The 19,038-nt window shown below is 65.8% G+C and carries 18 protein-coding genes; 14 read left to right on the top strand and 4 right to left on the bottom strand.

What is annotated here, in order from left to right:
• From Q362_RS0111245 to Q362_RS24080, 14 genes are all read left to right on the top strand, one after another.
• Positions 1–921 carry an NADH-quinone oxidoreductase subunit B family protein gene (locus tag Q362_RS0111245; RefSeq protein WP_028318777.1) on the top strand — a complete coding sequence of 307 codons (921 nt, stop codon included), beginning with the start codon at positions 1–3 and terminating at the stop codon, positions 919–921.
• Positions 922–994: 73 nt separating this feature from the next.
• Positions 995–2,344 (top strand): Ni/Fe hydrogenase subunit alpha, encoded by a 1,350-nt coding sequence (locus Q362_RS0111240; protein WP_028318776.1) that lies wholly within the window; start codon positions 995–997, stop codon positions 2,342–2,344.
• 128 nt (positions 2,345–2,472) lie between these two features.
• Positions 2,473–2,727 (top strand): hypothetical protein, encoded by a 255-nt coding sequence (locus tag Q362_RS0111235; protein WP_028318775.1) that lies wholly within the window; start codon positions 2,473–2,475, stop codon positions 2,725–2,727.
• Positions 2,728–2,891: 164 nt separating this feature from the next.
• The gene (gene hypF, locus Q362_RS0111230) at positions 2,892–5,207 is read left to right on the top strand and encodes a carbamoyltransferase HypF (RefSeq protein ID WP_211248483.1); all 2,316 of its coding nucleotides are present in this window, start codon (positions 2,892–2,894) and stop codon (positions 5,205–5,207) included.
• Positions 5,198–5,476: a HypC/HybG/HupF family hydrogenase formation chaperone gene (locus Q362_RS0111225; protein WP_028318773.1), complete on the top strand. Its 279-nt coding sequence runs from the start codon at positions 5,198–5,200 to the stop codon at positions 5,474–5,476. The genes hypF and Q362_RS0111225 overlap by 10 nt, the downstream gene beginning before the upstream one ends.
• Positions 5,473–6,573, top strand: coding sequence for a hydrogenase formation protein HypD (gene hypD, locus Q362_RS0111220; RefSeq protein ID WP_028318772.1), 1,101 nt, complete (start codon positions 5,473–5,475; stop codon positions 6,571–6,573). Before Q362_RS0111225 ends, hypD begins: the two co-directional genes overlap by 4 nt.
• Positions 6,574–6,630: 57 nt before the next feature.
• On the top strand, positions 6,631–7,257 hold the full coding sequence (locus Q362_RS0111215; protein ID WP_211248482.1) for a hypothetical protein: 627 nt from the start codon (positions 6,631–6,633) through the stop codon (positions 7,255–7,257).
• A 103-nt stretch (positions 7,258–7,360) separates the two neighbouring features.
• A complete protein-coding gene (hypE, locus tag Q362_RS0111210) occupies positions 7,361–8,374 on the top strand; it encodes a hydrogenase expression/formation protein HypE (RefSeq protein ID WP_028318770.1) in 1,014 nt (337 codons plus the stop codon).
• 32 nt (positions 8,375–8,406) lie between these two features.
• Entirely contained in the window at positions 8,407–8,793 is a 387-nt protein-coding gene (locus tag Q362_RS0111205; RefSeq protein WP_028318769.1) for a hydrogenase maturation nickel metallochaperone HypA/HybF, read from the top strand.
• A gap of 4 nt (positions 8,794–8,797) precedes the next feature.
• A complete protein-coding gene (gene hypB / locus Q362_RS0111200; protein ID WP_028318768.1) occupies positions 8,798–9,526 on the top strand; it encodes a hydrogenase nickel incorporation protein HypB in 729 nt (242 codons plus the stop codon).
• 251 nt (positions 9,527–9,777) lie between these two features.
• Positions 9,778–12,228 (top strand): c-type heme family protein, encoded by a 2,451-nt coding sequence (locus Q362_RS0111195; protein WP_028318767.1) that lies wholly within the window; start codon positions 9,778–9,780, stop codon positions 12,226–12,228.
• The gene (locus Q362_RS0111190) at positions 12,225–13,682 is read left to right on the top strand and encodes a sigma-54-dependent transcriptional regulator (RefSeq protein WP_051554158.1); all 1,458 of its coding nucleotides are present in this window, start codon (positions 12,225–12,227) and stop codon (positions 13,680–13,682) included. The genes Q362_RS0111195 and Q362_RS0111190 overlap by 4 nt, the downstream gene beginning before the upstream one ends.
• Before the next feature lie 108 nt (positions 13,683–13,790).
• On the top strand, positions 13,791–15,563 hold the full coding sequence (locus tag Q362_RS0111185; protein ID WP_051554156.1) for a putative sulfate exporter family transporter: 1,773 nt from the start codon (positions 13,791–13,793) through the stop codon (positions 15,561–15,563).
• 15 nt (positions 15,564–15,578) lie between these two features.
• Positions 15,579–15,752, top strand: a complete 174-nt coding sequence (locus Q362_RS24080) for a hypothetical protein (protein WP_169737410.1) — start codon at positions 15,579–15,581, stop codon at positions 15,750–15,752.
• Positions 15,753–15,764: 12 nt separating this feature from the next.
• Here the strand turns inward: Q362_RS24080 and Q362_RS0111175 are convergent, their stop codons facing one another.
• The 4 genes from Q362_RS0111175 to Q362_RS0111160 form a co-directional block, all read right to left on the bottom strand.
• Positions 15,765–16,043: a hypothetical protein gene (locus Q362_RS0111175; RefSeq protein WP_028318764.1), complete on the bottom strand. Its 279-nt coding sequence runs from the start codon at positions 16,041–16,043 to the stop codon at positions 15,765–15,767.
• Between the two features lie 43 nt (positions 16,044–16,086).
• Entirely contained in the window at positions 16,087–16,782 is a 696-nt protein-coding gene (locus tag Q362_RS0111170) for a DUF2284 domain-containing protein (RefSeq protein WP_084312604.1), read from the bottom strand.
• Between the two features lie 118 nt (positions 16,783–16,900).
• The gene (locus Q362_RS0111165) at positions 16,901–17,389 is read right to left on the bottom strand and encodes a flavodoxin family protein (RefSeq protein ID WP_051554154.1); all 489 of its coding nucleotides are present in this window, start codon (positions 17,387–17,389) and stop codon (positions 16,901–16,903) included.
• Positions 17,389–18,849, bottom strand: coding sequence for a succinate-semialdehyde dehydrogenase (locus tag Q362_RS0111160; protein ID WP_028318761.1), 1,461 nt, complete (start codon positions 18,847–18,849; stop codon positions 17,389–17,391). Before Q362_RS0111160 ends, Q362_RS0111165 begins: the two co-directional genes overlap by 1 nt.
• Positions 18,850–19,038 lie beyond the last annotated feature (189 nt).

The following is a 19,038-nucleotide window of genomic DNA, read 5'->3' as shown; positions in this document are numbered from 1 at the left end:
ATGAGCGACCAGGCGCGTCCCCGGTTGAGCTGCGAATGGCTGCACGCCTGCGCCGGCTGCGAGATGGCGCTGTTGAACTGCGGCGACCGCCTCCTCGGCCTGCTCGACCGGGTGAGCATCGTCCACTTTCCCCTGCTCATGGATCACAAATACGGGGACAGGGCAGGGGCGGGCTTCGATTTGCCCCGGGCCGAGATCGGCCTGGTGTCGGGCGGGGTGGCCAGCAGGGAGCAGTTGGCGCTGCTGCGGACCATGCGCGAAAGCTGCAAAACCCTGGTTGCCTTCGGTACCTGCGCCACCCACGGCGGCATTCCCGCCCTGCGCAACCAATGGACGGTCGACCAGACACTACGCACGGTTTTTCCTGAAGATGAAGGTGAATGTTCAAGTGCATTCGATGGTTCGTCCTTCCTGGACCGGGTCTACGGCATCGACGAGCAGGTGGCGGTGGATCTGTTCCTGCCCGGCTGCCCGCCCCGGCCGGAGACGATTGTTGGGGTGATCGAGGCCCTGCTGGCCGGAGAGCAGCCGCAGCTGACCGAAAAGAGCGTGTGCGAGCATTGCCCCACGATCCGTACCGGCAAGGGCCAGCGGACCGTGCGGCGGTTTCTCGCCAACGCCGAATATGATCCCGGCGAACCGATCGGCTCGATGCGCTGTCTGCTCGAACAGGGGCTGCTGTGCATGGGACCGGTGACGGTCGGCGGTTGCGGCGGCGGAGAGACACCGCTGTGCATCCGCGCCCGGGTTCCCTGCCGGGGCTGCTACGGCCCGGTGCGGCGCAACGGCAATCAATTGCTCGACATGCTCAATGCCCTGGCCAGCAACGGCATCGACCATCGGGCCATCGTCGACCGGCGGTCCCTGCTGCGGTTCAGCGGGGCCCACGGCCTGCTCAAGCCGCCGGAGAAACGACGATGACCATGGCTGGGAAACGGGACACCACCCCGCACAAGAGTAACCGCAGCAGAAGAAAGTGTCATAACAGTACGCCATGACCCAGGTGATCAGCATCCAGCCGGTGACCCGCATCGAAGGGCACGCCCGCATCGACATCCATCTCGACGACGCCGGCCGGGTGGCCGATGCCCGACTGCACATCGCCGCCCTGCGCGGCTTCGAGCAATTCGTCGTCGGCCGGCCGGCCGAGGAGATCCCCCGGATCGTCAGCCGGATCTGCGGCATCTGCCCCTGGATGCACCATCTGGCGGCGGCCAAGGCCATCGACAACTGCTTCGCCGCCACGCCGCCGCCCGCCGGTCATCTTTTACGCGAACTGTGCCAGGTATTGGCGCACGTTCACGATAAAATTCTCCATTTCTTCTTTCTCGCCGCCCCGGATTTCCTGCTCGGCGCGGCAGGCGACTATGCGGCGCGCACCATCATGGGGCTGGCGCGCCGGGAGCCCGAGCTGGCCGCCGAGGTGGTCCGGATGCGGCAGTTGGGCCAGACCATGCTGGAGCGGTTTGCCGGCAAGGCCATCCATCCGGTGGCCGCGGTGGTCGGCGGCTTTGCCAAGCCGATGAGCGAGGCGGAGCTCCGGGACTTGCAGGCGGGCGGCCAAGCCCTGCTCGACTTCGCCTGCCGGGCCCTGGACTATGCCAGGGAAAAGGTCTTTGCCCGGTTCGAGGACGACGATCTGGCGCTGGGCACGATCGCCACCGGGTTCCTCGGCACGGTGGACGGGCAGGGAAACCTGCGGTTCTATGACGGCGTGCTCCGCCTGATGCGGCCCGACGGCGCCACCAGCGAATTTGCGGCTGCGGACTATGCCCGGCATCTGGCGGAACGGGTCGAACCCTGGTCCACGGCCAAGATGGTTTATGCCCGCGCCTGGAACGAGGGGTTTTCCCTGGACCCCGAGGCCCCCAGGGGAGTCTACCGGGTGAACACCCTGGCCCGGCTCAACGTTTGCGACCGCATCGCCACGCCCCGTGCCCAGGCCGAGCTGGAAGCCTTCCGCGCCCGATTCGGCCGGCCGGCCCAGGGGACCCTGCTGGCCCATTGGGCCCGGCTGATCGAGTTGGTCTACGCCTGCGAGCGCGTGTTGGAGTTGCTGGCGGATGCGCGGATCATCGACCCTGTGGTCCGCACCCCGGCCGAACCGCGGGCGGGCAGGGGCGTCGGCCATGTCGAGGCGCCGCGCGGCACCCTGATCCACGACTACACCACCGACGACGACGGCTGCATCACCCGCGCCAACCTGATCGTGGGCACCACCCACAACATCGCGCCGATGAACCTGAGCGTCCGCCGGGCCGCGGCCGGCCTCGTCGCCGAGGGCGAGATCGACGCCGAGTTGCTCAACCGGATCGAGATGGCGGTGCGCGCCTACGACCCCTGAATTTCCTGCGCCACGCACCGCCTGGATGGCGGGCTGCCACTCTCGGTCACCCTCATCGATCATCGCGGCACGGTCCTGCGGACCCTGCACCGCTGACTCCTGCTGCTGTCTTTGCCACGAGGTGGGCTGTGTACGAAAAGAAAGATCGGAAGAACAAAAGATTGGTCCGGGTCGAGGCCCCGAACTGCGCCTGCGGCTTTGTCGGCCACATGACCGCCGACGAGCTGAAGCAGCGGGCCGCCCACGACGACATGGACCTGAGCTGCCCGGTATGCGGCCTCATCCATCTCAGCCGCGAGGAGATCGAGGACCTGGAAAAGCAGAAAGTGGTCTCCTCGAAACGCTACCGGGAGATCCAGCGGCAGGCCGAGGCCGATTCCTGAGGGGAGCAATGCTGTCCGACTGTTTTTTGTGCAAACTAGGCGTGATGTACGGCCATGAAATAGTAGTGGTGCAAAGCATGGTTCCTTGCTAGAGTGGCGCACGTGGCAGGAATATTGACGCTGGCGAGTTCCCTCTTTCTTTTTGGGCACAGGATGCCATGATCGTGGCCCCGCAATCCGCCTCTCAGCCGCTCCAGGCCCTGCATATCTCCGTTCACGGTATTGTGCAGGGGGTCGGGTTCCGGCCGTTTGTCTACAGGCTGGCCCTGCGGCACGGACTGGTCGGCACCGTGGCCAACAACAGCGACGGCGTTGCCATCCACATCGGCGGTCCGGCCGGGGCGGTCGATGACTTTGCCGCGGCCTTGCGCGCCGAAGCCCCGCCCATGGCCCGGATCGGCCGCATCGAGACCAGCCGCGCCGATTGCCTGCCCGGCGAAACGACCTTCCGCATTCTCCCCAGCCAACACGGAGCGCGACCCTCCACCCAGATCGCCCCGGATATCGCCCTGTGCGCCGACTGCCGTCGTGACATCCTCGATTCGGCCGACCGCCGCTTCCGCTACCCTTTCACCAACTGCACCAACTGCGGGCCGCGGTTCACCATTGTCGAGCGGATTCCCTACGACCGGCCCAACACCTCGATGCGGCACTTTCCCATGTGCGAGGCGTGCCGCCGCGAATACCATGACCCGCTCGATCGCCGTTTCCACGCTCAACCCAATGCCTGCCCGGTCTGCGGGCCGCAATTGAGCTGGCACGACGGCGCAGGGCGGCTCCTGCCGGGCGATGGCCTTGCCGAAGCGGCCCGGGCCCTGGCCGCGGGCCGGGTGGTGGCCATCAAGGGACTGGGTGGCTTTCATCTGGCCGTGGACGGCGGCTCGGAACAGGCGGTGGCCACGCTGCGGCTGCGCAAAAACCGGCCGGCCAAGCCGCTGGCCATCATGGTCCGCGATCTGGCCACGGCCCGCCGGTACTGCCATTTGAGTGATGAGGAAGCCGCGCTGCTGTCCGCGCCGGAGCACCCGATCGTGCTCGTGGCCCGGCGAGATCGCTCTGGCCTTGCCGAGGGCGTCGCCCCCGGTCTGGACCATATCGGCGTGATGCTGCCTTACACGCCGCTCCACCTCCTGCTGCTCAGCGAGCCGGCCTCGCCTTCGGTGCTGGTGATGACCAGCGGCAACCGCAGCGACGAGCCGATCTGCACCGGCAACGAGGAGGCGCTCACGCGGCTGCGCGGGCTGGCCGATTTCTTCCTGCTCCACAACCGGGACATCGTCACCAGGGTGGACGACTCGGTGGCCCGGATCGTGGACGGCCGCATCCGGCTGCTGCGGCGGGCGCGCGGCTATTCGCCGGTGCCGGTGGCCCTGCGCCGGCCGACAGCCGACATCCTCGCCTGCGGCGGCGAAATGAAGAACACCTTCTGTATCGTCCGCGGCGGTGAGGCCTATCTCAGCCAGCACATCGGCGAGCTGACCGGGACGGTGCAGTTCGACTTTTTCCGGGAGAGCATCGACCATCTCCAGGCCGCGCTCGAAGTGGCGCCGGAGCGCGTCGCCTGCGACCGCCATCCCGATTACCTCAGTTCCCGCTACGCCCACGGCCGGACCGCGGACTGCCGCGAGGTGCAGCACCATCACGCCCACATCGGCGCGGTCATGGCCGAGCACGGGCTCGATGGGCCGGTGCTGGGCCTGGTCCTCGACGGCACCGGCTTTGGCGGCGACGGCACGGTCTTCGGTGGCGAACTCTACCGGGCCGATCGCAGCGGTTTTGTTCGCCTGGCCCGGCTGGCCCATCTGCCCCTGCCCGGCGGCGACCGGGCCGCGACACAACCCTGGCGCATGGGCCTGGCCCTGCTGTATCGGGGCCTGGGTCCGGATGGCCTCGCCGGGCCGCACCTGCCTGTCGCTCTGCGGGCCATCGACCCTGCCCGGCGGGAGGTCATCGCCCAGATGCTGGCCAAGGGGGTGAACGCTCCGCTCACCTCGAGCTGCGGCCGCCTGTTCGACGCGGTCTCGGCCCTGCTGGGCCTGTGCCTGACCAGCAGCTACGAGGGCCAGGCCGCCATGCTCCTCGAACGCCAGGCCGGCCTGGCCACGGATGCCGAGGCCACGTCAGACTATCCGGTGGTCCTGGACGAAGAGGATGGCGTCACGGTGATCGGCAGCGCCCACCTGGCCGACCTGCTCTGTCGCGATCTTCGGGCGGGCGTGCCGCTGCCGGTGCTGGCCCGCCGCTTTCATCTCTGGCTGGCCGCCTCCCTGGAAGCAGCCCTTGTGCGCGGGCGGCGGCAGACCGGACTGGAGGCGGTGGTCCTGGCCGGCGGCTGCATGCAGAATCAATTGCTTTACGAAACCCTGGCCGGCCGGCTGCGCCGGGCCGGATTCACGGCGCACGGCGGCGAACTGGTGCCGATGAACGACGGCGGCATCGCCCTGGGGCAGGCTTATATCGGAGGTTTTTCATGTGCTTAGCCATTCCCATGCAGGTGGTCGCCCTTGAGGGCGGCAGCGACGAGGTGCTCGATCCGCCGGTGGCCCTGGTGGAAAGCGACGGGGTGCGCAAGGCCATCCGCCTGGAGATGGCCGACCGCATGCCCACGGTGGGCGAATACGTGATCATCCACGCCGGCTTCGCCATCCGCACCCTGACCGTCGAAGAGGCCGAGTACAACCTCGAACTGATGCGGCGCATGGCCGCGATGCTGGATCAGGACGGCGGCGCGCCCGGAGCGGTGCGGTGAACCTTGCCGACGGATTCCGCAGCCGGGAGGTGACGGCGCCGCTGGTGGCCGAGATCGCCCGCTGCCTGGAGCGGCCGGTGCGGATCATGGAGGTCTGCGGCACCCACACCATGTCGATTTTCCGTCACGGCATCCGCTCGCTGCTGCCCGAGGGGATCACGCTCCTGTCCGGGCCGGGCTGCCCGGTGTGCGTCACCCCGATCCGCCACATCGACGCCTTTCTTGCCGCCGCCGACCTGGACCGGGTGACCGTCGCCACCTTCGGCGATCTGATCCGGGTGCCGGGCTCCACGCGCTCGCTGGCCTGTGCCCGCGCCCAGGGCGCCCAGGTGGAGATCGTCTATTCGCCCATGGACGCCCTGGCCCTGGCGCAACGGCAGCCCGAGCGGATCGTGCTCTTCCCGGCTATCGGCTTCGAGACCACGGCGCCGACCATCGCCGCCACCATCTTGGCGGCCGAGCGGCTGGACATTGCCAATTTCGTGGTCATCGAGGCCAACAAGACCATGCCCGCGGCGCTGGACGCCCTGATGAGCGATCCGCAGCTCAAGGTCGACGGCCTGCTCTGCCCCGGCCATGTCAGCGCCATCATCGGCAGCGAGGCCTACCGGCCGCTCGCCGAGCGCTCCCGCCTGGCCTGCGCCGTGGCCGGCTTCGAACCGGCCGACATCCTGGCCGGCCTGCTCAGCCTGGTCCGGCAGATCAACGAAGGCGAGCCCGGCGTGGAGAACTGTTACACCAGGGCGGTAACCGCCGCGGGCAATGGCCGGGCCCTGGACCTGATCGACCGGGTTTTCGAACCGGCGGACAGCGAATGGCGCGGCCTGGGTACGATTGCCGGCAGCGGCCTGCGCCTGCGGGAGCGCTATCGTCGCTTCGACGGCATCGCCCGGCTGGGCCTCGACGTGCAGCCGGCCCAGGAACCCAAGGGGTGCCGTTGCGGCGAGATCCTCAAGGGCCGGATGCTGCCGCCCGACTGCCCGCTGTACGGCAAAGCCTGCACGCCCCTGCGGCCAGTCGGCCCCTGCATGGTCTCCAACGAGGGCACCTGCGCGGCGTATTACAGATATATCGGTGTCGCTCAAGAAAGGGTGTGAATGCGCGTAGAACAGCCGGCGGGCTCGCGGGGAAGCCTCAAGTGGATACAACGGCTCGTGGAGCACAATCCAAGCGCTCTTGATTCACGATTGCAGGAAGTTGGCGCACTGGCCGGCCGGCGTCTTGTTTGGCTGTCACCGCTCTTCGAAGATGCCTATGCAGAGTATGGGGATACGGACTTCCTCAATCGCATAGGCCAGGGACACCTCGCCTTGGCACTGAAGGGATTCTGGCCGCAACGGGGTCCGCAATGGGATGCCCTGGCTTCGGACGGGGACGAGCGGGTCTTTCTGTTTGAAGCGAAGGCTCATGCAGCGGAGATGGCATCGACCTGCCAGGCCGGAAGCTCGTCACGCCAGAAAATAATTGCCGCGTGTAACGAAACAAAACATGTCGTTGGCGCCGGACCTCACACGGATTGGCTTGATGGCTATTACCAGTACGCAAATCGGATCGCCCATTTATATTTTCTTCGGAAGCACCAGGTGGAGGCGTGGCTCGTCTTTTTGTATTTTCTTGGTGACAAGGACATGAGCGGACCGGATTCAGAGGCAGGATGGGGGCCGCACATCGAAGCGGCCCATCGCCACCTCGGATTGAAAAGCCAGGTGCAGTGGGTTGCTTCGCTCTTTCAGCCCACGGCGGATTTGCAAGGGGCGGATTCCGTCCGTCCGACAATATGACAATACGGCCGTCTTTCCGCCCGGCATCCGGCCCCGCCAAAAATTGCTATCGAAAACCTTATTTCTTCAACGCCCAACCATTTGATTCTGTTAACGCTTGCGCATGGACACCTTCATCAGCCTCGACCACGGCAGCGGCGGCCTGGCCAGCCAGAACCTGATCGGCAACCTCTTCCTCAAATACCTGACCTGTCCCCAGTTGCGCGACCTGGAAGACTGCGCCGTGCTCGGCGAATATTCCGGCCGCATCGCCCTGTCCACCGACAGCTATGTGGTCGACCCGCTGTTTTTTCCCGGCGGCGACATCGGTTGCCTGGCCGTGCACGGCACCATCAACGACCTGGCCATGCGCGGCGCCCGGCCGCTGGCCCTCAGCCTGGCCCTGATCATCGAGGAGGGGTTTTCCCTGCATAGTCTGGAAAAGGTGATCGCCTCCGTGGCCGCCGCCTCCGAGGCGGCCGGGGTGGCCGTGGTCACCGGCGATACCAAGGTGGTGCCCAGGGGCAAGGCGGACGGGCTGTTCATCAACACCACCGGCATCGGCCTGGCCTCGCACCGGCACGACATCTCGGGCAAGAAGGCCCAGCCGGGCGACGCGGTCATCCTCTCCGGCACCCTGGGCGACCATGGCATCACCATCATGAGCCGTCAGGCCGGCATCGACATCGGCGGCGACATCGCCAGCGATACCCGGCCGCTGCACCGTCTGGTCGGCGCCCTGCTCGAAAACGATGCCGGCGAGGTCCATGTGCTGCGCGATCCGACCCGGGGCGGCCTGGCCACCACCTTGTGCGAAATCGCCGCGGCCTCCGGGGTGGATATCGCCATCGAGGAAGAGCGGTTGCCGATCCGGCCCGCGGTCGGCACCGCCTGCGAGTTGATCGGTCTCGATCCGCTCTACCTGGCCAACGAGGGCAAGTGCATCGTGGTGTGCGACCGCGATCGGGCCGAGGAGATTTTGCAGATCATCCGCCGCCTGCCCGAGGGCCGGGACGGTGCCCTGATCGGCTGGGTGGGCGAGAGTCGGACCGGTGGGCGGGTCAGCCTCACCACCGGCATCGGCGGCTCCCGGCTGCTCGAACCGCTCGCCGGCCAGCCGCTGCCGCGCATCTGCTGACCGCGAGCCACGGCAAAGGAGAAAGCAGCCTCATGCACGAACTGTCCCTGGCCCAGAGCCTGATCGAACAAATTCTCGCCCTTGCCGCGGAACACCGGGCCCGGCGGGTCAACCGGGTGGTGGTGACCCTGGGGCCGTTTTCCGGCGTGGTCCGCGATTCGTTCGAGTTCGGCTTCAACATCCTCAAGCAAGAGCAGGAGCCGGTGCGGGAGGCCGTCCTCGAGTTGGAGACGCCCGATCCGGAATATGTCTGCCGCGATTGCGACAAAGTGGCAGTCATTCCCTTTCCCCGGCAGAGCGAACGGCTGGAACTGGCCCGTTGCGGCCTGGCGGCGAAGAAATGTCCCTGGTGCGGTTCGAACCGCCTCTCACCCCGAGGCGGCACCGAACTGATCCTCAATCAACTCGAAATGGAGTAGCGTCATGTGTGATACCTGCGGCTGTCAACTGCACGAGCACCATCATCACGACACCAAGGTGGTCGAGGTCAACCGGAGCCTTTTGGAGGCCAATCAGAAACAGGCGGAGTCGAACCGCCACCATATCGAGCACATGGGCGCGGTGGCCATCAATCTGATCTCCAGTCCGGGCTCGGGCAAGACCACGCTGCTGGAGCGGACCATCGACGAGCTGAAGGCGAGTTGCAGCATCGGGGTGATCGAGGGCGACATCGAGACCGAACGCGACGCCGACCGCATCCGCGCCAAGGGCGTGCCGGCGGTGCAGTTGACCACCGGCGGCGCCTGCCATCTCGACGCCCCCATGGTGCACGGTGGCCTGCACGTGCTCGAACATTTCGCCAAGGGCCGGCCGCTCGACCTGATTTTCATCGAAAACGTCGGCAACCTGGTCTGCCCGGCCACCTTCGATCTCGGCGAACACCGGCGGGTGGTGCTGCTCTCCACCCCGGAAGGCTCGGACAAGCCGGCCAAGTATCCGGCCACCTTCAAGAGCGCCGACCTCATGCTCATCACCAAAGTCGACCTGCTGCCCCATTTCGATTTTTCTGTGGAGGAGGCCGCCGGCCAGGCACGGGCGCTCAAGCCGGAGCTCGAGATCATCACCCTGTCCGCCACCACCGGCGACGGTTTCGCCGGGTGGCTGGCCTATCTGCGCGGCCTGCTGGCCCAGCGAACCGCGCATGAACATTGACAGATCCCGCCTGCCAACCCTCTCGTCGTTCAAAGTGACAACACAAGTTTTCGTACAATGAAAACTCGTGTTGTCACTTGAGCGCCGCCCGCATTGATCCGGACAGTTTCCTTATTTTCAACATCTCGTTATTCCGTTAAAAAATAAAATACAGCGACTGGCACGCCTTTTGATTGGCATTGTCTGACGTGCCGCGTCCGCGCGGCGTGCCATCCCTGACCCGAGAACGGACGAATACCCGCTGAAACGCCATGCATCTGCCCAAGCCACACACGATTCAAACCAAATTCCTCTCCGGTTTGATGCTGGCAGCCCTGTTTCTCGGGATCGCCTTTTCCGTCGGCTTTTATTTCCACATGCGCAATGTCCTGGAGGAAGAGGTGCGCGACAAGGCCAGACTGATCCTCACCCACGTGGATTCGGTCCAGCACTATGTGCGCGACGTCCTGCGGCCGGCGATGTACGAGCGGCTGCCGTCCAGGTTCATCATCCAGGCGATGTCGTCGTCCTACATCTCCCGGCAGATCATGGCCACCATCAATGCCCCCCAGGAAGGGACCATCTTCCGCCGGGTGGCGGTCGATGCCCGCAATCCCGACTACGAGGCCAACGACCAGGAGCGCGAGCTGATCCGCTACTTCCGCGCCAATGCCAGGCAGGATCTGTGGCAGGGCTACCGGGTCATCAGCGGCGAGCAGTACTATCTCATGGTGCGGCCGGTCCGTTTCGACGAAAGCTGCATGTACTGCCACGGCCGTGCCCAGGATGCGCCGGCGGAGCTGATCAACCTGTACGGCGAGCGCGGTTTCGGCAAGCATCCCGGCGACGTGGCCGGCGTCGATTTCGTCGGTATCTCGGTGCACGGCAGCGTCGGCCGGCTGGAACAGACCATTCTCAGCTATTTCGCCTTTTTCGCCCTGGCGATGCTGCTGGTTTTCTTCAGCGCCAACCTGCTGTTCCGGGTGCTGGTGGTCAATAACCTAAAGCGTCTCAACACCGTGTTCCGCCGCAATGTCACCGATGCCGAGGGCTCGGCCCTCTTGCACCGGCTGGAGCAGGGCGACGAGATCGAGGAACTGGTGGACGGCATGGAACAGATGGGCGAGCACCTGTTCGAGGCGCGCCGCCAGTTGCAGAATTACGCCGAAAACCTGCGCAAGATGGTCGACGAGCGCACCGATGCCCTGAGCGGCGAGGTGGAGGCGCGGCGGGCTGACGTGCATCTTTTTGTCCGGCTGCTGGAGGACATGTACCGCAGCCGCTCGCGGGCCGAACTCTGGCATTTCTCCCTGCCCAGGATCTGCCGGCGGTTCGCGGCCGAGCGGATCGCCTATGTCTGTACCATGGGATCGCAGAGTTCCTTTGTCTGGCCGGAAACGGAATCGTTGCCCCAAATGCCCGCGAATTTTGTCGAGGTGCTGACCGGCAGCACCTGCGTGGCCATGGACCGGCGCATCTTCGTGCCGGTCGAGTCGAGCACCGGCAACGCGGAGGGGCTGCTCGCCCTGCAATGGCCGACCGAGGCCGAGGCGGCGCGGCACGACCGGGATGTCCTTCTGGCCCTGGGCCGGCAACTGGGCATAGCCGCCGAGAACCTCACCGCCATCGACAGTCTGTTCCGGCAGATGAACATCCTGGAGTCGATCGTCGAGGGCATTTCCGATCCCCTGGTGCTCATGGACAACAACTGCGCCGTGCTCATGGCCAACGAGGCCGCCCGGACCCTGGCCCAGGAACTGACCCACGGCGAGCGGACCGACGGCAACATCCTGGTCCTGTTCGGCGATCTTCGGGCGGAACATTGTCCCTTGCGGGAGATGATCGGCCGCGGCGTCCCGGATCTGCGCGAGGTGAGCCTGGAGGGAGGGCGGACCTTCGCGCTTTCCCTTTATCCGGTCCGGGGACGCGAGGGCGTTGCCGATCAGGTGGTCGTCTACCTGCGGGAAACGACCATGGAAAAACGGATGCGCATGCAGGTGTGGCAGTCGGAGCGCATGGCCACCGTGGGCAAGCTCACCGCCGGCCTGGCCCATGAGATCAACAATCCCCTGGGGGTGATTCTCTGCTACGCCGGCCTGTTGCGGCAATCGATCGTCGATCCGCAGCAGGTCACCGACCTGGAGGTCATCGAGCGCCATACCCGCCAGGCCCAGCGGGTCCTGCAGGACCTGCTCAACTTCGCCCGGCCCAAGGCCGCCGGCTCGGGAACCGCCGACGCCGGCGCCGTGGCCGCGGCCATCGTCGAGGTTTTTTCGGTGCAGGCCGTGAAGAAGGGCGTGCGCATCACCCTGGTCTGCGCGGAACAACCACTGATGGTCCGCATGGGGGTCGGCGAACTGGAGCAGGTACTCGGCAACCTGATGATCAACGGGCTCGACGCGGCTGCCGAACGGACCGGCGTCATCCGCGTCCGCGTGGCCCCGGCGGACAACGACATGGTCGGTATCGAGGTCGAGGACAACGGCCCCGGCGTGGCCGCCGAGCACGAGGCCCACATCTTCGACCCCTTTTTCTCCACCAAGGAGATCGGCGCCGGCAGTGGCCTGGGGCTGACCGTGGTCTACGGCATGGTCACCGACGTCGGCGGCACGGTCGAGATCGACCGTTCGCCCGATCTGGGCGGGGCGCGATTCATGGTGACGCTGCCGCGCGCGCTTGCGCCGACGGCCCCTGAAACAACCGCAACGGAGGGTACGGCATGAACAGTTTGACCGCGCCGCCGCCCCACGGCCCGGCGGACCAGATCAACATCGTCATCGTCGACGACGAGCAGGACTTCGCCCGCGGCCTGGTCCGGCTGGTGGCCGGTCATTTCGGCGGGACACGGGTCGAAGCGGCCCACAGCGGCAAAGAGGCCCTCGGGCTGCTCGCCAGCGGCCCGTTCCACCTGATGATCACCGATCTGCGCATGCCGGAAATGAGCGGCATGCAGCTGCTCGCCGAAGCCCTCGCGCTCCAGCCCGACCTGAGCGTGGTGGTGCTGAGCGCCTACGGCACCATCGAGACCGCGGTGGAGGCCCTGCACGCCGGCGCCTACGATTTCCTCACCAAACCCATTGAGCCGGAGCAGCTCTTCCGGGTGGTGGCCAAGGGACTGGAGCGGAGCCGGCTGCTGGCGGAAAACAACCGGCTGCGCCAGATCGTCTCCCGCCAGGAAACCCAGGAGGAGCTGATCGGCGAAGGCCCGGCCATGCGCAAGCTGCGCCAGACCGTGGCCGCGGTGGCCCAATCGGAGTACGCGGTGCTGATCCGCGGCGAATCGGGCACCGGCAAGGAACTGGTGGCCCGGCTGATCCACCGCACCGGCCCCAGGGCGGCCCGGCCGTTCCTGGCGGTCAACTGCCCCTCCATCCCGGAGAATCTGCTGGAAAGCGAACTGTTCGGCCATGTCAGGGGCGCGTTTACCGGCGCGGACCGGGACCACAAGGGTCTTTTCTCGGCGGCCCACACCGGCACCATCCATCTCGACGAGATCGGCGACATCAGCCCGGCGGTGCAGATCAAGCTCCTGCGCTGCCTGCAGAACGGCGAGATCCGGCCGGTGGGTGCCAACGGCAATCAGACCGTGGACGTACGGGTCGTTTCCTCCACCAACCAGGACCTGGAGGCGAGCCTGCACGCCAAAACCTTCCGCGAGGATCTGTACTACCGTCTCAACGTCCTCACCGTCACCCTGCCGCCCCTGCGGGAGCGGGTCGAGGACATTCCCCTGCTGGCCCAGCATTTCCTGCGCCGGACCTGCCGGGAGATGGGGTTGCCCGACAAGGAGCTGACCCCGGAGGTCTTGCAGTGGATGTCGGCCTGCCCCTGGCCGGGCAACGTGCGGGAATTGCAGAGCTTCATCCGCAGGATGACCGTGTTCTGCACCGGCGAGCGCATGGATCTGGCCCTGGTGGAGACCGTCCTCGGCAAAACGGACCGGCCGCAGCAGAGCCACCAATCAGGCTCCAAGGGGAGGCCGATGGCATACAAGGAGGCCAAGGCGGAGGTGGTCAACGCCTTTACCCTCGAATATGTCCGCGATCTGCTGACCCGAACCAGGGGCAACGTTTCCGAGGCCGCCCGCATCTCGGGGCTGTCGCGGGTGGCGGTCCAGAAGATCCTGGCGCGGTTGGGCGAGCAGGCGGCCGCCTTCCGTACCAAGAGCAATAGGTAACATCCTGTTCCGCGTGCACCGGGCGGTGGGCGCGGCAGGGACGCAGGGAAAAGACCGTGAAATCACAGCCGGTTTCGCGGGATTGTCACTCACAATAAAGGAGGTTGTATGTCACAAGAAAACACGCACGGCAAACTGGAGGGAGGAGGAGGCTGGATCAGCGAGGATTGGCTGGCGCTGATCCTGGGTCTCGTCATCTTCGCCCTCAGTCTGGGGTCATTCAAGGGAATGGATATCCTGGGCTGGGGCGCAAAAATGGGCGTCTGGGTCGATCCGGGCAAGGCGGTCAGCGCCATTTCATCCAAGTACAAGGGGGTGGAAGGGGAGATCGCCAAGATCGACGGCCAGAAACTGACCCTGAAAACCAAGGACGGCAAGGAAGCGACGGTGACCGCCGACGGCGATGTCTCCGCCCTGCAGGTGGGCCAGCAGTACAAGAAGGCGGGCATGGCGCCCATCGTGACGGTGGTGCTGACCTACCTGTTCGCCCTGGTGATCATGACCCTGGGCGCGGTCGCCCTGGGGGCCAACGTGCCGAAATTCATGTTCGGCTTCACCCTGGCCTTCTGGCTCAGCTACCTCTGCTGGTTCATGGGCCATTGGGGCTACATCGCCGCCACCAAGCAGCAGGCCGCCAAGTTCGGCATCCCCTGGGCGCTGAGCATGAGCGGCGAGTTCGGCTACATCCTGGCCCTGATCCTCGGCCTGCTCATCGGCAACCTGTTCCCGGGACTCGCCAACCTGATGAAGGAAGCGGCCCGGCCCGAGCTGTACATCAAGACCGGTATCGTCATCATGGGCGCCGGCCTGGGCATCAAGGCCGCCGAGTCCTTCGGTCTGGCCTCGAACATCATGTTCCGGGGCTTCTGCGCCATTGTCGAGGCCTATCTCATCTACTGGGCCGTGGTCTACTACATCTCGCGGAAATATTTCAAGTTCAGCCGGGAATGGTCGGCACCGCTGGCCTCCGGCATCTCGATCTGCGGCGTGTCCGCTTCCATCGCCACCGGCGGCGCCATCCGCGCCCGGCCCATCGTGCCGATCATGGTTTCCTCGCTGGTGGTCATCTTCGTGGCCATCGAGATGGTGATCCTGCCGTTTCTGGCCAAGTTCTTCCTGTGGACCGAACCACTGGTCGCCGGCGCCTGGATGGGCCTGGCGGTGAAATCGGACGGCGGCGCCATTGCCAGCGGCGCCATCACCGACGCCCTGATCCGCGCCCAGGCGCTTGATGCCGCCGGCATCAACTATGCCGAGGGCTGGATCACCATGACCGCCACCACGGTCAAGATGTTCATCGATATCTTCATCGGCGTCTGGGCCTTCCTGCTGGCCTACATCTGGGTGGCCAAGATCGACGTCAAACCCGGCCAGAAGGTCGATGCCGGCGAAATCTGGCACCGGTTCCCCAAATTCGTCATCGGCTACGTGCTCACCTTCGCCATTCTGGTGGCCATGTGCTGGCCGGCCGCCAAGGTGTTGGGACCGGCCGACAAGGAACTGGCCGAACTGAAGGCCTCGGTTACCTCGATCGAGACCAAGATGAAGGCCACCACCGACGCCACGGTGCTGGCCGGTTTGAAAACGGAACTCGATGGCGTCAAGGCCAAGCAGAAGGAAGTGGGCGAGAAGATCAAGGAACCCAAGAGTTTCCTGGGCAAGGCCAAATCGTCCAGCAGTCAGGGCGATGTCTTCAGGGGGCTGTTTTTCCTGCTCTGCTTCTTCACCATCGGCCTGGTGTCCAACTTCAAGAAGCTGATGCAGGAGGGGCTGGGCAAGCTGGCGGCGGTCTACTGCATCAGCCTGTTCGGCTTCATCATCTGGGTCGGCCTGTTCATCTCATGGCTCTTTTTCCACGGCGTCAAGCCGCCAACCATTTAGCACGGAGGTTTCACTATGGCACAACAGCAAGAGCAGCAACCGAAAGTGGCTGACGAAATCAAACAGATGGAATATGAACCCCTCCTGCCCGCCGAATTGTCACTGATCCGGTGGTCCATCGGCATCGGGGTCGGTTCCCTGTTCATCCTCTACTGGCTCAGCCATCTGCTCTTTCCGGGCGGCCACTGATCCGTCTGTCACTTAAGACCGCGAGGCCGTGATCCGCATCATGGCCAGGGCCTTGCGATACTCTTCGAGGCGCTGTTCCCATTGGGGCAGCGCCTCGACGTCTTCCTGCCACGCGGCCAACTCCTTGGCCGTGATGTCCAGGCGGCCCTCGGCGGCTGCCCGGACCGCCTCGGCATAGTCCATATTGTAGCGCTGCCGCCGCTTTTCCAGGTCGGCCCGGATTTTTTTGACCACATGCTGATGATGGTTCAGTTCGCGGCCAATGGAGATTTCGTATTCGTCGGTATGCATCGTTATGCTCTTTGTTCTGAAAGGACGGAAAAATAAGCTGTTGTCAATCGAGCAGCACCAGGCCGGCCATAAGGCCCATGGCCGGCTCGCTGCCGACCGCCGCATCGGCATCGATGCGGGCAAAGGGCCAGCCGGCTTGGGCGGCCAGTGCCGCGAAGTCGATGCCCACGGCGGAGATCGAGGGCCGGGCTAGGTCCGGATGGCGGCAGGGCCGGGCGCCGTGCAGCACGGCGCAGTCTGCCTCATCGGCACAGAACAGCTCCCGGCAGGAACCGGCGGCCATGCCGCGGGCGCGGGCAAAGCCGGATGAGCGGGCGGCCTGCTCCAGACCGGCGGCAATCCGATGGATGGCTTGGGCGACTGATTTGCGGTTGTCGCTGAGCAGGTCCGCGGCCGGGGCGTCGATCTTGAAGACCAGCACAAGGCGATAGCCAGCCAGGCAAGCGCGGAAGGCGGCCGGCGACGGCGCGTGCGGCGGGCATCCGGGCGTGAGGCCATAACTGGGGCAGCGATGCGGCGCGGCGCACAGGGCGGCATATCGATCATTGATGACAAGAACGTCGGCCGGCAGCAGCACCGCGGCCGTGGCGCCAAGGTCCTGAGCCAGGGCGAGAAATCGGTCGGGCGCAAGTGAGGCCGCCTGCGGGCCGCATTCCGCCAACCGCCCCGCTGAACGTTGGGCTTCGCTCCGTTCCGCCCGACCTTGCTGCTGCTGTTGCATGGATGGTCTTCGCTGCATGATAGTTTCCCGGTCAGGGATGAGAAATCCGCAAGAGAATTGCCTGCAGGGCGGGCATAACCAAAAAAACACGGGTCACGTCAGTTCGGCGGTTATCCGGGAGGTTACGGATCATTGCTCAGAAGATGCCGAAAGCCAGCCCGGCGGCCAGGGTCTGGCCCAGTTCTTCCATCGCCGCGCAATCCTGCGCCGTGGGCGGGCCGACCACCCTCGCGTGCTCCTGCACCTTGCGCCACTTGTATCCGGCCGCGAGCCGTTCCATCTGGGCGAGGGCGCCCCGGCCGTCGTTGCCGGCACAGACAAAGAGCACGAACGGCAGGCCGACGGTTTTGTCCCGGGCCGCCTCGAAGGTGCGGTCGAAGAAATCCTTGATCATGCCGGCCATGGTGCCGAAGTATTCGGGCGAGCCGACGGCGATGGCGTCGCAGCCCAGCAGGTCGTCGAGCCCGGCCTCCCGCGCCTGTTTGAGGCTGACGGCGACTTCCTCCTCCCTGGCCGCGCCCTGGGCAAAACAGTGGGCCAGCCGCGCCATGGTGCCGGACTGGGAGTGGTAGAGCACCAGAATTTTTTTCCTGCGGGCCACGCGCTCAGAAACCGGCAGGCCCATTACATCCCGGCCAGGGCAATGTATTTTAGTTCCAGGTACTCCTCCAGCCCCTCCCTGGCGCCCTCGCGGCCCAGTCCCGATTGCTTGACGCCGCCGAACGGCGCCACCTCCGTGGAGAGCAGGCCGCTGTTGACGCAGACCATGCCGGCCTCGATCGCCGTCGCCACCCGGAGCACGCGGCCGATGTCGCGGGCGTAGAAATAGGCGGCCAGGCCGAATTCGCTGGCGTTGGCCATGGCGATGGCCTCCTGATCGGTACGGAAGCGGAACAGCGGTGCCACCGGGCCAAAGGTCTCCTCGCGCGCCACCTGCATCTGCTGGGTGACATCGGTGAGCACGGTCGGCTCGAAAAAGAGACCGCCGCGCGCGTGGGGTTTGCCGCCCACCAGCACCCGCGCGCCGCCGGCCAAGGCGTCGGCGATGTGTTCCTTCACCTTGGTCAGCGCCGCCGGCTCGATCAGCGGCCCGATCGCCACGTCCGGCTCGGTGCCCGCGCCCACCTTCATAGCCCGGACCCTGGCTGCCAGCTTGTCGGCAAAGGCATCGTAGACGCCGTCCTGGACATAGAGCCGGTTGGCGCACACGCAGGTCTGGCCGGCATTGCGGTATTTCGAGGCCAGGGCGCCGTCGACCGCCGCATCCAGGTCGGCGTCGTCAAAGACGATGAACGGCGCGTTGCCGCCCAGCTCCAGCGACAGCTTCTTCACGGTGTCGGCCGATTGCCGCATGAGCAGCCGGCCGACCGCGGTGGAGCCGGTGAACGACAGCTTGCGCACCAGGGGGCTGGCGCAGAGCACGCGGCCGACCTCCGGCACGCGGGCGCCGTCGCAGGTGACGATGTTCAGGACCCCCGGCGGCAGACCGGCCCGTTCGGCCAGCACGGCCAAGGCCAGGGCGGTCAGCGGCGTCGCCTCCGCCGGCTTGCAGACCACGGTGCATCCCGCCGCCAGGGCCGGCGCCACTTTGCGGGTGATCATGGCCAGGGGAAAATTCCACGGGGTGATGGCGGCGCAGACGCCGATCGGCTGCTTGATGGTCAGCAGCATGCGGTCGTTCTGGTTGCTCGGAATCACCGTGCCGTAGGCGCGCCGGGCCTCCTCGGCGAACCATTCCACGAAAGAGGCGCCGTAGCTGACCTCGCCGCGGGCCTCGGCCAGGGGCTTGCCCTGTTCGGCGGTGATGAGCTGGGCCAGGTCCTCGGCATGGGCCAGGATCAGCTCGAACCACCGTTTGAGCACAGCGGCCCGCTCCTTGGCGGTCAGGGCGCGCCAGGCCGGCCAGGCTTCGCTGGCCGCGGCAATCGCCGCCTCGGTCTCGGTGGGACCCATGTCGGCCACCTCGGCCAGCAGGGCGCTGGTGGCCGGATCGATGACCGGATAGACCGCACCGTCGCAGGCCGCCTGCCAGCGGCCGTCGATGTAACCCAGGTTTCGGAGCAGGGTCGTGTCGGTGAGTGGCATGGTCATGACGAAACCTCCCGCGTTGTGGTGGAATTATGTCATCGGCATAGCTTTATTAAAATACCGCGATGCATATGGGTACAATTTTCTTCCCCGGCAACCGTCCCCGCCGCAGGTCCAGGGAACGAGCGTCAAAGGGGGTGCAATCGCCCTTGTTTTCATCTAAAATGCACGGAGTTTTGATAACGA

The sequence above is a fragment of the Desulfobulbus elongatus DSM 2908 genome (genome assembly GCF_000621145.1).
Lineage (GTDB): Bacteria > Desulfobacterota > Desulfobulbia > Desulfobulbales > Desulfobulbaceae > Desulfobulbus > Desulfobulbus elongatus.
Note: the sequence above shows the minus strand (reverse complement) of the source record. Positions and strands in the feature narration are given on the sequence as shown.

Coding starts and splice junctions, on each gene's coding strand:
- Q362_RS0111175 (WP_028318764.1), bottom strand. CDS start 16,043: ATGCATACCGACGAATACGAAATCTCCATTGGCCGCGAACTGAACCAT.
- hypB (WP_028318768.1), top strand. CDS start 8,798: ATGTGTGATACCTGCGGCTGTCAACTGCACGAGCACCATCATCACGAC.
- Q362_RS0111165 (WP_051554154.1), bottom strand. CDS start 17,389: ATGGGCCTGCCGGTTTCTGAGCGCGTGGCCCGCAGGAAAAAAATTCTG.
- Q362_RS0111205 (WP_028318769.1), top strand. CDS start 8,407: ATGCACGAACTGTCCCTGGCCCAGAGCCTGATCGAACAAATTCTCGCC.
- Q362_RS0111225 (WP_028318773.1), top strand. CDS start 5,198: ATGTGCTTAGCCATTCCCATGCAGGTGGTCGCCCTTGAGGGCGGCAGC.
- Q362_RS0111240 (WP_028318776.1), top strand. CDS start 995: ATGACCCAGGTGATCAGCATCCAGCCGGTGACCCGCATCGAAGGGCAC.
- Q362_RS24080 (WP_169737410.1), top strand. CDS start 15,579: ATGGCACAACAGCAAGAGCAGCAACCGAAAGTGGCTGACGAAATCAAA.
- Q362_RS0111160 (WP_028318761.1), bottom strand. CDS start 18,849: ATGCCACTCACCGACACGACCCTGCTCCGAAACCTGGGTTACATCGAC.
- Q362_RS0111195 (WP_028318767.1), top strand. CDS start 9,778: ATGCATCTGCCCAAGCCACACACGATTCAAACCAAATTCCTCTCCGGT.
- Q362_RS0111245 (WP_028318777.1), top strand. CDS start 1: ATGAGCGACCAGGCGCGTCCCCGGTTGAGCTGCGAATGGCTGCACGCC.
- Q362_RS0111170 (WP_084312604.1), bottom strand. CDS start 16,782: ATGCAGCGAAGACCATCCATGCAACAGCAGCAGCAAGGTCGGGCGGAA.
- Q362_RS0111185 (WP_051554156.1), top strand. CDS start 13,791: ATGTCACAAGAAAACACGCACGGCAAACTGGAGGGAGGAGGAGGCTGG.
- Q362_RS0111190 (WP_051554158.1), top strand. CDS start 12,225: ATGAACAGTTTGACCGCGCCGCCGCCCCACGGCCCGGCGGACCAGATC.
- hypE (WP_028318770.1), top strand. CDS start 7,361: ATGGACACCTTCATCAGCCTCGACCACGGCAGCGGCGGCCTGGCCAGC.